This window comes from Hominisplanchenecus faecis, from assembly GCF_020687205.1.
GTDB classification, from domain to species: domain Bacteria; phylum Bacillota; class Clostridia; order Lachnospirales; family Lachnospiraceae; genus Hominisplanchenecus; species Hominisplanchenecus faecis.
The window spans coordinates 31058-45580 of sequence record NZ_JAJEQE010000022.1 but is presented as its reverse complement, the minus strand read 5'-3'; the positions used below and the strand labels follow the sequence as shown (position 1 = coordinate 45580).

14 protein-coding genes and 1 pseudogene are annotated in these 14523 nt (G+C 43.9%); 12 read left to right on the top strand and 3 right to left on the bottom strand.

Features of this window, described 5'->3' with window-relative positions:
* Positions 1–18: 18 nt before the first annotated feature.
* From LKD42_RS08025 to LKD42_RS08010, 4 genes are all read left to right on the top strand, one after another.
* On the top strand, positions 19–735 hold the full coding sequence (locus tag LKD42_RS08025) for a phage antirepressor KilAC domain-containing protein (protein ID WP_248835360.1): 717 nt from the start codon (positions 19–21) through the stop codon (positions 733–735).
* Between the two features lie 99 nt (positions 736–834).
* Positions 835–975 carry a protein phosphatase gene (locus LKD42_RS08020; protein ID WP_173896836.1) on the top strand — a complete coding sequence of 47 codons (141 nt, stop codon included), beginning with the start codon at positions 835–837 and terminating at the stop codon, positions 973–975.
* A gap of 91 nt (positions 976–1066) precedes the next feature.
* Positions 1067–1249 carry a hypothetical protein gene (locus LKD42_RS08015; protein ID WP_173896834.1) on the top strand — a complete coding sequence of 61 codons (183 nt, stop codon included), beginning with the start codon at positions 1067–1069 and terminating at the stop codon, positions 1247–1249.
* A 71-nt stretch (positions 1250–1320) separates the two neighbouring features.
* Complete coding sequence (locus LKD42_RS08010) at positions 1321–2205, top strand: peptidoglycan recognition protein family protein (protein WP_248835359.1); 885 nt, start codon at positions 1321–1323, stop codon at positions 2203–2205.
* Between the two features lie 26 nt (positions 2206–2231).
* On the opposite strand, the pseudogene LKD42_RS15375 reads toward LKD42_RS08010, so the two are convergent.
* From LKD42_RS15375 to LKD42_RS07995, 3 genes and pseudogenes are all read right to left on the bottom strand, one after another.
* Positions 2232–2426 (bottom strand): annotated as a pseudogene (locus LKD42_RS15375) (manganese catalase family protein); the annotation flags it as partial.
* A 1-nt stretch (position 2427) separates the two neighbouring features.
* Entirely contained in the window at positions 2428–2727 is a 300-nt protein-coding gene (locus LKD42_RS08000; RefSeq protein ID WP_248835363.1) for a spore coat protein CotJB, read from the bottom strand.
* 86 nt (positions 2728–2813) lie between these two features.
* Positions 2814–2936, bottom strand: coding sequence for a spore coat associated protein CotJA (locus LKD42_RS07995; protein ID WP_215659279.1), 123 nt, complete (start codon positions 2934–2936; stop codon positions 2814–2816).
* 585 nt (positions 2937–3521) lie between these two features.
* Here LKD42_RS07995 and LKD42_RS07990 point away from each other — a divergent pair.
* From LKD42_RS07990 to accB, 8 genes are all read left to right on the top strand, one after another.
* Positions 3522–4184, top strand: a complete 663-nt coding sequence (locus tag LKD42_RS07990) for a peptidoglycan recognition protein family protein (RefSeq protein ID WP_248835358.1) — start codon at positions 3522–3524, stop codon at positions 4182–4184.
* Positions 4185–4248: 64 nt separating this feature from the next.
* The gene (locus LKD42_RS07985; RefSeq protein ID WP_248835357.1) at positions 4249–9630 is read left to right on the top strand and encodes a glycoside hydrolase domain-containing protein; all 5382 of its coding nucleotides are present in this window, start codon (positions 4249–4251) and stop codon (positions 9628–9630) included.
* A gap of 246 nt (positions 9631–9876) precedes the next feature.
* On the top strand, positions 9877–10110 hold the full coding sequence (gene acpP, locus LKD42_RS07980) for an acyl carrier protein (RefSeq protein ID WP_022118600.1): 234 nt from the start codon (positions 9877–9879) through the stop codon (positions 10108–10110).
* Between the two features lie 67 nt (positions 10111–10177).
* Positions 10178–11104: an enoyl-[acyl-carrier-protein] reductase FabK gene (gene fabK / locus LKD42_RS07975; RefSeq protein ID WP_173895801.1), complete on the top strand. Its 927-nt coding sequence runs from the start codon at positions 10178–10180 to the stop codon at positions 11102–11104.
* 3 nt (positions 11105–11107) lie between these two features.
* Complete coding sequence (gene fabD, locus LKD42_RS07970; RefSeq protein WP_248835356.1) at positions 11108–12034, top strand: ACP S-malonyltransferase; 927 nt, start codon at positions 11108–11110, stop codon at positions 12032–12034.
* Positions 12031–12771, top strand: a complete 741-nt coding sequence (fabG, locus tag LKD42_RS07965) for a 3-oxoacyl-[acyl-carrier-protein] reductase (protein WP_147631604.1) — start codon at positions 12031–12033, stop codon at positions 12769–12771. Before fabD ends, fabG begins: the two co-directional genes overlap by 4 nt.
* A 21-nt stretch (positions 12772–12792) precedes the next feature.
* Positions 12793–14025, top strand: coding sequence for a beta-ketoacyl-ACP synthase II (gene fabF, locus LKD42_RS07960; RefSeq protein WP_173897490.1), 1233 nt, complete (start codon positions 12793–12795; stop codon positions 14023–14025).
* Positions 14026–14037: 12 nt separating this feature from the next.
* Entirely contained in the window at positions 14038–14517 is a 480-nt protein-coding gene (gene accB / locus LKD42_RS07955; protein ID WP_147631602.1) for an acetyl-CoA carboxylase biotin carboxyl carrier protein, read from the top strand.
* Positions 14518–14523 lie beyond the last annotated feature (6 nt).

Here is a 14523-nt window from a genome sequence, read left to right as displayed (position 1 = left end):
TGAACGGAGGAAAGTAGGATGAACGGATTATTAAAAATCAATTATGAGACAGAACAGCCGACCGTATCGGCGAGAGACTTGCACGAAGCTTTAGAAATAAAAACAGCTTTTAAAGATTGGTTTCCTCGAATGACAGAATACGGTTTCGAGGCAGGAAAAGACTTTAGCTCAGAAATGAGCAAAAGTACAGGAGGCAGACCAGCCGTTGACTATCAAATTTCCATCGACATGGCAAAACAGATCTGCATGATCCAGCGAAACGAAAAAGGCAGACAGTACCGCCAGTACTTCCTTGACCTGGAAAAAGCATGGAACACACCGGAACAGATCTTTGCACGTGCCCTGAAGATGGCAGATCAGCAGATTGAGAAACTCAAAGCAAACAATGCAAGCCTTGTGGAAAATATACAGCGGATGAGACCGAAAGAAGTGTTTGCGGATGCCGTCAGCGTGTCGAACACCTGTATCCTGATCGGGGAACTGGCAAAGATCCTGAAACAGAACGGTGTGGATATCGGACAGAACAGGCTGTTCACATGGATGCGTGAAAACAGGTTCCTGATCAGCAGAAAAGGGACAGATTACAATATGCCAACACAGAGAAGCATGGAAGCCGGTTTGTTTGAAATCAAAGAACGGACAATCAACAATCCGGACGGCAGTGTGCGGATCACAAAGACCGTGCTGGTGACAGGGAAAGGGCAGCAGTATTTTGTGAATAAATTTCTGAAATAATGAAAATAATCCTTGACTTATGTCATGACATAAGTTATAATAAAGACAGTTAAGGAAGACTTAACGAATAAGGTGGCAGGTGCCGGAAAGGAGAAACAAATGGAAGAAGATATGAACTTAGGCGAACAGCTCAGAGATCTGGCGGAAGAAAACCAGACAAGAAAAATCCTTGAAATCCTCAATACTTGCGAAACACTTGAGGAAGCAAAGGAAAAAGTAAAAGCCCTGCTTAATAAATAAGCAAGGCAGTAATTAAAGCAGGCGGTACTTGCCACCGCCTGCACCCAATAAGAACATAACACAGTTCAGGGAAAATGGCAAGAGTCAAGAGGTGATAAAAATAGAAAAGAAAATGGGACGTCCGACAGATGCACCCAAAAGCTACCGTGAAAGCTTCCGGTTGTCAGAAAATGACATGGAGAAAATACGCTTTTGCATGGAGAAAACAGGGGCAAGTAAAACGGATGTCGTCAGAATGGGAATAGAGGCATTATATAAAGAATTGAATCAGTAAACAGATATAACGAGAGAGCTTGGAAACAGGCTCTCTTTTTGTATACAAAAAAAGAAAGGCAGGTAGAAACTATGAACAAAATCAACCGCATGATCTCAAATTACAATTATAATCCCGGCAATATCTCCAGAATCAAATACATCGTGATCCACTACGTCGGAGCATTGGGCGGAGCACAGGAAAATTGTGCATACTATGGTGGTGGCAACCGTGAGGCATCTGCACACTATTTTGTCGGTTTCGCCGGCGAAATTTGGCAGTGCGTGGAAGATCGGAATATCGCCTGGCATTGTGGGGCGAGCAGTTACAAACATCCGGAATGCAGAAACGCTAATAGCATTGGGATTGAGATGTGTGTGCGAAAGAAGAATACGGCGAGTCTTGGGGCAACCGACAAGGACTGGTACTTCGAAGAGACAACAGTACAGTCGGCTATTGAGCTGACCAGATACCTGATGAAGAAATATAACATCCTTGCAGATCATGTCATTCGCCACTATGATGTAACTGGAAAGATTTGCCCGAATCCGTATGTATACAATACAGGTACGTACACTTGGGATGCGTTCAAGAAAGCTATTTCCGGACAGAATGGCGACATTCTGCCAGCGACTGACAAACCATGGTACCGTGTCCGCAAGACCTGGAAAAACGCCAGCAGTCAGATCGGGGCATTTAAAACGATGAAGAAAGCAAAGCAGTGTGCGGATCAGCACGCCTGGTATCATGTATACAACGATGCAGGAAAGAAAGTCTACACATCAAGTAAACTCCCATACAAGGTGCGGCCGAAAACCGCAAATGTTCCAATCAGGACAGGACCGGCCAAAACATACAGTGCTGCCAGAACATTTTTGCAGCCAGGTAAGTACGAGATCGTAGAAGAAAAGAACGGATTCGGCAAGCTGAAAAGCGGTGCCGGCTGGGTGTATCTTAAGAAAGTGGAGAGGGTATAGACTAAATGACAACATGGTGGAACAGAATCTTCCGTTCCGATATCATTTAAGATTCCCATGATTTTTCGATTCGGCATGGTAAAACGCTGGGACAGATAACGCATAGAAGCACCGATCTCGCCATCCGGACCTCCGTACTGACTCATGATAATCTGGGCGATTTTTCCATTCGGGTTTTTAATATTAACCGGATACTGTAATCTTTTTTCATAATTCCACATATCAGCAGCCGCCTCCTTCCCATGGCCAAGGTGTTTCTACCCATAAAAAGCTTTCACTTGCTTCATCGTCTGCGGTATCAATGGTAAGCGGTCCATAATACTTTGCATATTCTTTCAATGCGGCAACTCGACGATTTTTGTGTTCCATAAAATAGGAAAGGGCTGCTTCATCACACGGATGGGTATCTAGATAAAGGAGCATATCATTGACAGCAAAACTACATTCATTGATTTCATTCAGTAAACTTTTTTTGTCCGGCTGCCGTCTTCTTCCGCATTCCGTATTTTTGTCCGGCTGCATATCCATCTGCTGCCGATTAGGCATCGGTTGTCGGTTGTTTGTATTTCGCATACAGGAATTGTTCATTCTGTAATGATTGCAGCCATTCATTGACATCTGCCTCCTTTTCCGCAAAATGGTTTTTCAAGACATGGAAATATGGTACCGGCCTTTAAAGCATGACATAAAGAAAACGATTTATCAAATTTTTGCCATGGAACATATGCCATAGCAAGTGGATACTGTTCCAGGCAAGATTCTTTTTCTGATTTCTGACAGCAAAAATTTTGATACTGCAACTGTTTTTCCTCCTATTAAATAATCAGTTCAATATAAGTTTATGAAAAATGCTATAAATAGTTCCTTGCAGTTTTTTAACTGTTCTGTAATATAGGATATCTTATTGCTTTTCGCAATTGAAGCATGGGACTTCCTTGATTTGGTTAAATACTACCCGAGTTGCGGGAAATTAAGAAAACGAAATCAGATGTTATAAGGCTTGGAAACAGACTCTCTTTTTGTATACAAAAATTGGATTCCAAGAATTTTTATGCATATAAACATCCAAATAAGCTTTTACAAAAAAGCTGCATACACTAAAGAAAAAGGAATTGTATATGTAATATGAACAAAATCAATCGCATGATCTCAAAATATAATTATACTCCAGGGAACAGTTCCAGGATTAAATATATTGTTATTCACTATGTTGGTGCACTGGGAGGGGCAAAGGAGAACTGCATTTATTATGGCGGCGGGATCGTGGATCATCGGCACATTATTTTGTCGGGATTGACAGTGAGATCTGGCAGTGTGTGGAAGACCAGAACATTGCCTGGCATTGCGGGGCGAGCAGCTATAAACATCTGGAATGCAGAAATGCCAACAGTATCGGGATTGAAATGTGCGTGCGAAAAAGGGGAACACAAACACTTGGAGCGACCGACCGGGACTGGTATTTTGAAAATAAGACGCTGCGGTCGACCATTGAGCTGGTCCGGTATCTGATGAAAAAATATCATGTCTCGGCAGATCATGTGATACGTCATTATGATGTGACCGGAAAAATCTGTCCAAACCCTTATGTATATAATGAAGGAAAAAATACCTGGGAAACCTTTCAGAAAGGAATTTCGGAGAAAAATGCGGATCAGTATGTCGGGTATCGTGTATACAATACTTCAGGGAAAAAAGTTTACGTATCTGTAAAATTACCATATAGAGTACAGGTAAAAACCGGCAGCATTCCGGTCAGAAAAGGACCGGCCAAAACCTGTCGCAGTATGAAACAGATTTCGAAGGGTACTTTTGAGATTACCGAGGAAAAAAATGGATTTGATTTCTGCGTCACTTCTTCAGTCAGAAAATGTTTGGGAAGAATAAAAAATATTTACATTTTCTTCAAAAAAGATTATTATAAGCGAGAAATATTGTTCGAAATTACCAAGAAAGGATGTGTATATCGGATAAGACTATAAAAATAACAGACAATCAGAGAGCACTATGAAAAAGAAAAAATGGAGGAAATGAATGAAAAAGAACATGAAAAAGTCAATATTTGGCTTGCTTTTGGCAATTTTGCTGATCTGTCCGTTTATGACACAGACACTGCGGGTCGAAGCAAATGATACAGGCAGCGAAGTGACAGAAGAAGTAAAAGTAAACGTGACGGATACGAATCAGATGAATTATTTTAAATATACTGCTTATTCCGGAAAAAGCTGGATCGTGAATCAGGAACAAGAGGCATATATTGATCTTGGTACATCGGATGCAAATGCCGGGCAGTGTTATTATGAACTGATGTTCAATGGAAGTGCGGTTGAAATCTATGCCGTAAAAGCACCTGCACATGGAAAGGTTCTGTATATGGTTGACGGAGAATACAGCCAGACGGTGGATCTGTATCAGTCATCCAGATCCGGTGCAGTCAGTGTATATCGGATCACGGGGCTTTCCGAAGGCAGTCATACATTAAAAGCAGTGACATTAAATGAAAAAACAGGATCAAAGGTGGTCAATCAGGTTGCATATGCAAAAGTGACACATCAGCCATATATCGGGACACCGGATCTTGGAGGTACGGTTAAGAGCACAGACGATCAGTATACGCAGGATCAGTATGCAGCTGTTTCAAAAGAAACTGCGACAGAAACAGAAGTGACAGCCTGGAAAAATGACAAAGCAAACAGTGAACTGGTTCTGTTTTCCAAAAATTGCAGCCTTGAGAATGTCAGAGTTACGGCAAGTGATCTTACAAACGGAACGTCAAAAATCACAGCAGATCATGTGCAGACTCTTTTTGTAAAATCAACAAAAGCTTATAACGGAAGTTATCTGGGATATGGAAGCAAGGATCGTGCAGTTCCGGCAGATAACGGAAGCAACCGCAGTGAATCTTCGGATATTCTTTATGGAAAAGATCCGGTCAATATTTCATGGAATCAACTACAGCCGGTATGGGTGACATTCAATATCCCAAAAGATGCGAAAGCAGGAACTTATACAGGGACAGTGACAGCAACAGCAGACGGAATCGAAACGCCGCTGGTATTTCATTATACCGTAAAAGTACAGGATGCAGTTCTGCCGGATGCAGATGAATTCGAGAATACATTTGATATTGAACTGTGGCAGTACCCGTATACCAGTGCAGAATACTATGGAGTGACACCGTTTTCGGAAGAGCATCTGAAAATCCTGGAGCCGATCATGAAAAAGTACAAAGAGATCGGCGGTCATGCAATTACTACATCTATTGTCGAAGAGGCATGGAATGGCCAGACTTACAGTAAAAACGCAGTTCATTATCCATCTATGGTGAAATGGACGAAAAATGCAGATGGCACTTTTTCTTATGATTACACCAATTTTGACAAATGGGTGACATTTAATAAAAATCTTGGAATTGGTGACAAAATTGTGCTGTACAGCATTGCACCGTGGCATAATTCTTTTGCATACTGGGAGAATGCCACTTTAAAATATCAGTCCTTTACAGCAGGAAGTGCAGAATATACAAAGACCTGGACAAATTTTCTGACAGACCTAGTTGCACATCTGGAAACAAAAGGATGGTTTGACGATGCTTATATTGGTATTGATGAGCGTGGTTTTTCAGCGGCAGCCTTTGATTTGGTTGATTCTGTGAAAAATATTCATGGACAGAGTCTTAAAACAGCCGGAGCGATGGATCATTTTATTGACAAAAAAGATCTGGCAATGCGGGTGACGGATTTGAATGTCGGAGATTCTGCGGCAGCGGCACATCCGACAGAATTTGCAAAATTGCTGCAGGAAAGAGAACAGAAAGGATTTCGTACTACCCTTTATTCCTGTACGGAGCATATCCCCGGTAATTTCTCTTTGAGTATGCCGGCAGAAAGTTACTGGTCAGTCATCAATGCAGGAAAGTTGGAGACAGCAGGATTCTTACGCTGGGCATACGATGCATGGATAGAAAATCCACTGGAAGATGCCACACACAATGCATTTGAACCGGGAGACTGTTTCCTGCTTTATCCGTCTGAAAAAAATGCAACAGCAAAAGAAGTAAAAAGTTCTGTACGTCTGGAGCGGATGGCAGAAGGAGTAAGAGATGTCAATAAACTTCGTTTGATGGAGCAGGAAATTCCGTCTCTTGCAGAGGATATCGATGCACTTTATGCCAAGGTAACAACAACAGCAGGAACAGGAAGAAGATATCTGACAGATACCGAAAAGACAAAACTGTCTGCAGAGATGACTGCATTTAAACAGGGAATCGCAGAAATCACAGAAAAATATGTGACAAAGCGAGCGGGTGGAACCGATCAGATCACAAAGCTTACCTTTGCAGAAGGAAGTGAGATCATATTGTCCTTAGGTGAGACGAAAAAACTGACGCCGGTCTTTACACCGGAAAATGTATTAAATACCAGCCTTACCTATACATCTGATGATGAAAATGTGGTATCCGTCTCTGGCCAGGGGCTTGTGACGGCGAAAAAAGTTGGTAAGGCATCCATAACAGCAGTTTCAAAACTGGACAGCTCAAAGAAGGCAATCATAAAAGTACAGGTAAAACTTGCCGAAGTACCGAGTACAGATAAAATATCTTATTATTCTTTTGATCATGTAAGCGATGATCAGATTGCAGATGAATGGGGCAGCAGAAATGCAGTGCTTTCCGGTGGAAAGATCAGTAGCGGAAAATTCGGCAGTGCACTTGAGATTGAGAAAAATATAACAGGAGCTTCTGTTTCGAACGCACTTGTTACAGAAGATGCATGGACAGTCAGTTACTGGATATACAGCAAAGCTCTTTCAGAGAGAAGCTCTGTTCTGATGAGCAGTGATGGAAAATATTCGTTTGATGCTGCGATCAGTTCCTCCAATCTGAAAACCGGTGTACATGTAGGGACGGGAAGCGGTGATGTTCTGACTTTCCAGTATACACTTCCGGCAGAAACATGGGTACATATGACATGGACACAGGATAAGACAAACGGTCTGTCTCTTTATGTCAACGGAACAGTGGTTCAGACAAATGCCTGGACAAAAACAAATGCTTTTCCTTGCCCGGCTGATCTTTTCGGCGGCAGTGGATTTGAAGGTAAGATTGACGAACTGAAAATTTATAACCGCGTACTCACGGAAAATGAAATTCTGGCTGGTATGATGGGAAAAGGCCTGAATATTCAGGAAATGAAAAAAGAATTAAAAGTTGGTGAGAGCTGGCAGGTCGTGACAAATCTGATCAGTGATCAGGAAGATAAAACAATCACTTATACCTCTTCAGATCCGGAGATTGCAACCGTAAGCGAAGATGGAATGGTACAGGCAAAGAAACGCGGTACGACACAGATCCTTGTGAAAAATGCAGCGTCCGGGTATGAAGAAACGGTAGAGATCCGTGTTATCAAAGAGATTACGATCCACAACACAGTTCCGGTTTATAAGCTGAATGAATCCAAACTGTCTGATATTGATAAAGACGAAAGCAATGAAAAAGGAAGACGTTACCTTGGACAGCCAGATATGGTTATGCTGGATGACAATCGTACCCTGATCACTGTCTATCCGGTCGGACACGGACATGGTAAATTGGTTATGAAGGTAAGTGAGGATGCCGGAGAGACTTGGACGGAAAAGACGGATATTCCGTCTTCCTGGGCAAAATCACTGGAAACACCGACGATTTACAAACTGCATCTGGAGAATGGAACGACGAGGCTGATGCTGATCACCGGTCTGCCAAACTGGGGATCCGGGGAGGCAGATGCGAATGGTCACATCGGCGGATGGAATACTTCCTATTCAGATGACGGCGGCAAGACATGGACCGAATACAAAAACTGGCATGAAAAGAAAAAAGACGGAACCACAAACTACACTATCGTTGCGATGGCAAGTCTTGTGCAGTTAAAAGATGAAAACGGAAAAGATATCCAGAAATGGATGGGCGTTTATCATGATGCAAATTATGTCAATTATAAAACATATCTGACTTTTGACGAAAACGGAAAGGAACAGTGGTCAGAGCCGGAACCTTATCTGAGTGCATATCGCACAACAGAGAGCAAATATCAGATGTGTGAGATCGGAATGTTCCGCTCGCCGGACGGCAAACGTATTGTCGGTCTGGCAAGAAGTCAGTCCCATAACAATCCGTCCACATTGATTTACTCAGATGACGAAGGAAAAAACTGGTCTGAACCGATGGATCTTCCGGGATCTCTTGCCGGAGAACGCCATAAAGCAATGTACGATCCGATCAGCGGCAAGCTGGTGATCACCTTCCGTGAAATACAGTTTGATCTCAATAACAACAATCAGTTCGACGGTGCAAACGACTGGATGGCAGGTGACTGGGTTGCATGGGTAGGAACTTATGAAGATCTGATGGAACAAAATGACGGACAGTGTCATATCCTGCTCTGTGAGGACTGGGCCAACAACCGTTACTCCGGAGATACCGGATACACCGGATTTGTTGTCTTATCGGACGGAACCTTTGTCATGGATTCTTACGGACACTGGGATAAAGAATTTTCACAGAGCTGGCAGGGAAGTGACGGCAGCGGCTATAATGTCAAGACAGACCTGTGCTACATCAAACAGGCAAAATTTAAACTGGCAGATGTGATCGGTGAGTCTGCGATTGCAGTTAAGGATGTCACGCTGGATCTATCCGAAGTAAAACTGACAGAAAGGGGACAGACCGTACAGCTTACAGCAACGGTAGCACCGAAGAATGCAACGAATAAGCAGGTAAGCTTTTCGAGTGACAGGGAAGAGGTGGCAACCGTGGATGAAGAAGGGAAAGTTACCGCAAAAGCAGACGGAACAGCTGTTGTAACGGTTACAACGGTAGACGGAAATAAGACGGCAATCTGCAGCGTTACGGTAGAAATTCCAAAAGATCCAACGCCAGATCCAGATCCAAAACCAGATCCAACACCGGCACCGAAACCGTCTGTTCCGGATAACCAGGAATCGACAACGGGTTCCACAATGACGGTTGGCAGTGAACAAAAGTCAGGAAAAGGCATTTACCGCATCACCGGAACCAGGAAAACAGTCACATTTGTAAAACCGATGAATGATAAAAATACATCTTTTAACGTGCCTGCAAGTGTAAAACTTGCGGATGGACGTTATAAAGTAACCGCAATTGACAAGAATGCATTTAAAAACAACAGAAAGCTGAAGAAAGTTACGATTGGAAATAAAGTAACCAAGATTGGTGCCGGTGCATTTAGCGGGGCGAAAAATCTGAAAGCGATCACGATAAAATCAAAATTGTTGAAGAGCGTCGGAAAAAATGCATTGAAAGGTATCCATAAAAAATGCACGATTAAAGTTCCGAAAACAAAGTTAACAGCTTATAAGCGACTGCTGAAGAAAAAAGGCCAGAAAGCAAGCGTAAAAATTACAAAATAAGAACAGTTGCTTACCACATATAGAGAAAGAATCTTTGCCGGTTGAAACAAAACTTTGATTATCAAAATATTTTTCTTGACAAATGATTTTTCTTGCATTATACTTTGAAAGTCAAAATATTTGAGATGCATAATAAAATACAAGATGTCAGGGAAATAATCTTATCTTGTGGGCAAGAAGGATGCTTTGCATGCAAGTCCCTGGCATGATGCAAATAAAACCATGAAAAATAAAGGAGAAATCAAAATGTTTGAAAAAATGAAAGAATTAATCGCAGAACAGTTAAATTGTCCGGCAGAGGAGATTAAAATGGAAAGTTCTTTTAAAGAGGATCTGGGTGCAGATTCCCTGGATTTGTTTGAACTTGTGATGTCCCTGGAAGATACTTACGGTGTGGAAATTCCATCTGAAGAACTGGAACAGCTGACGACGGTTGAAAGTGTTGTGGATTACCTGAAACAGAAGGGCGTAGAAGCGTAAGCATAAATAGCAGGAAAAGCATAAAAGCCTGTTTTGGAATCCGTAACAACAGATGGAGGAGTATAACATGAAATCAGAAGTGACAGAACTTCTTGGAATAAAATATCCGATCATTCAGGGCGGTATGGCATGGGTGGCAGAACATAATCTTGCGGCAGCGGTGTCAAATGCCGGAGGGTTTGGTATTATCGGAGCTGCAAATGCACCAGCCGAATGGGTGCGTGATGAGATCCGCAAGGCAAAAGAACTGACGGACAAACCGTTTGGTGTCAATGTCATGCTGCTGAGTCAGCATGCGGATGAAGTGGCACAGGCAGTTGCAGAAGAAGGCGTAAAAGCGGTTACGACCGGTGCCGGAAGTCCGGAAAAATATATGAAGATGTGGAAAGAGGCGGGTATTCTCGTCATTCCGGTGGTAGCTTCCGTGGCACTTGCAAGAAGAATGGAACGCGTCGGAGCCGATGCACTGGTTGCAGAAGGAATGGAATCCGGCGGACACATCGGTGCTCAGACGACGATGACACTGGTTCCGCAGATTGTGGATGCGGTAAACATTCCGGTTATCGCAGCCGGAGGCATCGCTGATGGCAGAGGATTTGCAGCAGCAAGGATGCTTGGAGCAGATGCCGTTCAGATGGGGACACGTTTTATCGTTTCAAAAGAATCCATTGTTCACGAAGCTTATAAAGAACGTGTGCTGAAAGCAAGAGATATCGATTCGGAAGTTACCGGCATGAGCACCGGACATCCTGTCCGCTGTCTGAGAAATCAGATGACCAGAGAATATCTGAAACTGGAAAAAGAAGGGGCTTCGTTTGAAGAACTGGAGCTGATGACGCTCGGCACACTGCGTAAGGCAGTTGTGGAGGGAGATGTGACAAGAGGAACCGTTATGGCAGGTCAGAGTGCAGGTCTGGTGAAACAGGAACAGACTTGCAGTGAGATGATCGAAGAGATCATGGATCAGGCAAAAAAACTTCTGAAAGAGGCATAGAAGATGGGCAAAATTGCATTTGTATTCCCGGGGCAGGGTGCACAGCATGCCGGCATGGGAAAAGAATTTTATGAGAGAAGTGAAAAGGCAAGAGAGATTTTTGACCTCGCTTCGAAAGCGACCGGGCTGGACATTCCGGCACTCTGTTTTGAAGAAAATGAAAAACTGAACGAAACGCAGTACACGCAGATTGCAATTCTCGCCTGTGAAGCAGCGATCCTTGGAGCAGTGTGGGAAGCAGGGCTTGCTGCGGATGTCAGTGCGGGGCTCAGCCTCGGAGAATATGGTGCACTGATCACGAGCGGTGTGCTGGATATGGAAACAGCATTTCGCGTGGTGCGTCAGAGAGGCATTTTTATGCAGGAAGCAGTTCCGACAGGCGGAGCGATGGCGGCTGTGATCGGTATGGATGGAGAACAGATCCGGAAAATCTGTCAGGAAACAGAAGGCAGAGTTTCGGTGGCGAATTATAACTGTCCGGGGCAGGTCGTAATCACAGGAGAAGATACTGCTGTTGAGAGAGCGGGCATGGCTTTAAAAGAAGCCGGTGCAAGAAGGGTGCTGCCGCTCAAGGTCAGCGGTCCGTTTCATTCTCCAATGCTGGAAGGGGCAGGAAAAAAACTGGCAGAAGTCTTAAAAACGGTAACAGTACAGGCACCGGTGATCCCATATGTGACAAATGTCACAGCAGAATATGTGACAGAAGAGGAAGCAATCAAAGAACTTCTTGCAAAGCAGGTAGCATCTTCTGTGTTATGGCAACAGAGTGTGGAGCGTATGATCGCAGATGGCGTTGATACATTTGTGGAGATCGGACCTGGGAAAACGCTAACTGGTTTTCTTCGAAAGATCGACTGCAGTGTCAAGGGATTTTCCATTGAAAAACCGGAAGATCTGGAAAAAGTACTGGAAAGCAGAGGTAATCGATAATGGAAGAAAAAATCGCACTGGTGACCGGTGCATCCAGAGGGATCGGTTCTCAGATCGCAAAAACACTGGCAAAGAAAAATATTTTTGTTGTGGTAAATTACAGCGGTTCAAAAGAGAAAGCAGAGCAGACGGCAGAAGAGATCATAAATGCGGGAGGAAAAGCCGTGGTTTATGGCTGTGATATTTCAGATTTTTATGCCACAGAAGATATGGTCAAAGAAATCGTAAAGCAATATGGACGGCTGGATATTCTCATCAATAATGCCGGAATTACAAAAGACAATCTGATCATGCGGATGAGCGAAGCAGATTTTGACCGTGTGATTGAAGTCAATTTAAAAGGTGCATTTAATACGATCCATGCAGCGGCAAGACAGATGATCCGCCAGAAAAGCGGAAAAATCGTAAACATCGCATCCGTATCCGGTGTGCTTGGAAATGCCGGTCAGGCAAATTATGCAGCTGCAAAAGCAGGGATCATCGGCCTTACCAAAACCATAGCCCGCGAATTTGCAGGCAGAAATATTCAGGTAAATGCCGTTGCACCAGGATTTATTGAGACAGATATGACAGAAAAACTTTCTGATACTATAAGAGAACAGGCAACACAGCAGATTCCGATGAAAAAATTCGGGCATCCGGAAGATGTAGCGGAAGCAGTGGCATTTCTTACATCTGATGCGGCATCCTATATCACAGGTCAGGTGCTCTGTGTGGATGGCGGCATGGCGATGTAATGTAAAAACAGGAGGCAAGATATGAGACGAGTTGTAGTGACCGGTATGGGAGCCGTGACACCAATTGGCATCGGTGTTGAGAATTTCTGGAACAGTGTCAAAGAAAAAAGAACCGGATTTGATAAGATCACCAAATTTGACACCACAGGGTTCAAGGCAAGCCTGGCGGCAGAGATCAAAGATTTTGATCCGAAAGAATTTATGGATTTCAAGGCAGCAAGACGTATGGAGTTGTTCTGTCAGTATGCAGTGGCGGCTGCAGCGGAAGCAATGAAGAATGCGGGCATTGATATGGAAAAAGAAGATCCTTACCGTGTGGGCTGTTATGTCGGTTCCGGTATCGGAAGTCTGCAGGCAATGGAACGGGAGCATAAAAGACTGCTGGAGCGTGGAGCATCCAGGATCAATCCGCTTCTTGTTCCGCTGATGATCTCTAACATGGCATGCGGAAATGTTTCCATTCAGCTGGGACTGAAAGGCAAAAGCCTGAATGTGGTGACTGCCTGTGCGACCGGAACCCATTCCATCGGCGAAGCGTTCCGCAGTATTCAGATCGGAGATGCCGATGTGATCGTGGCAGGCGGTACAGAAGCAGCCATCTGTCCGATGGGTGTCGGAGGCTTTTCCGCTCTGACGGCACTGTCTTCTGCGACAGATCCGAAACGTTGTTCCATCCCGTTTGACAAGGACCGCAGCGGATTTGTGATGGGGGAAGGTGCAGGTGTTGTTATTTTAGAAGAACTTTCTCATGCACAGGCAAGAAACGCCAATATTCTGGCGGAAGTGGTCGGCTATGGCTGTACCAGCGATGCTTACCATATTACATCACCGGCGGAAGACGGTGAGGGTGCGGCAAGAGCGATGAGTGATGCCGTTGCAGAGGCAAACATTGATAAAACAGAGCTGACCTATATCAATGCACACGGAACCAGCACACATCACAACGACCTCTTTGAGACCAGAGCGATCAAAAAAGCCTTTGGAGAGCATGCGTACAACATCCGCATCAATTCCACGAAATCCATGGTCGGTCATATGCTCGGTGCAGCCGGTGCGGTGGAATTTATCACCTGCGTCAAAGAACTGGAAGAAGGTTATATCCATCCGACCGTCGGATTTCTGGAAGCAGAAGAAGAGATGGATTTAAATTATGTGCCAGATACAGAAATCAGGGAATCGTTTGATTATGCCTTAAGCAATTCCTTCGGATTTGGCGGACACAATGCAAGTATTCTGATCAAAAAGTATCGCTAGGAGGAATCAGATATGGAGATCGAAAAAATTCTTACGCTGATCGATAAAGTTTCTGCATCCGGGCTGACTGAATTTACTTTAGAAGAAGGCAATCTTCAGCTTTGCATGAAAAAAGAAAAAGTCGTAAAGATCTGCACGGAAGATACCGCAGCAGAGCAGGGCGAGGTTTTTATGGAAGCAGGGAAAAACAGCGTCGCATCCCATAATCCTGCAAACCATGATTCGGAAGAATCTTTTACAGGGAATATCGAAAATGAGGAAAATCTCGTCTGCTCACCGCTGGTCGGCACGTTCTATCTGGCACCGTCTCCGGAAGAAGATCCATTTGTAAAACCGGGAGATACGGTGACAAAAGGTCAGACAATCGGCATCATTGAAGCAATGAAACTGATGAATGAAATTGTGGCAGAGTGTGACGGTACCGTAGAAAAAGTACTTGCGGAAAACGGTGAGATGGTAGAATATGGACAGCCACTATTCTGTATTAAATAATATCGT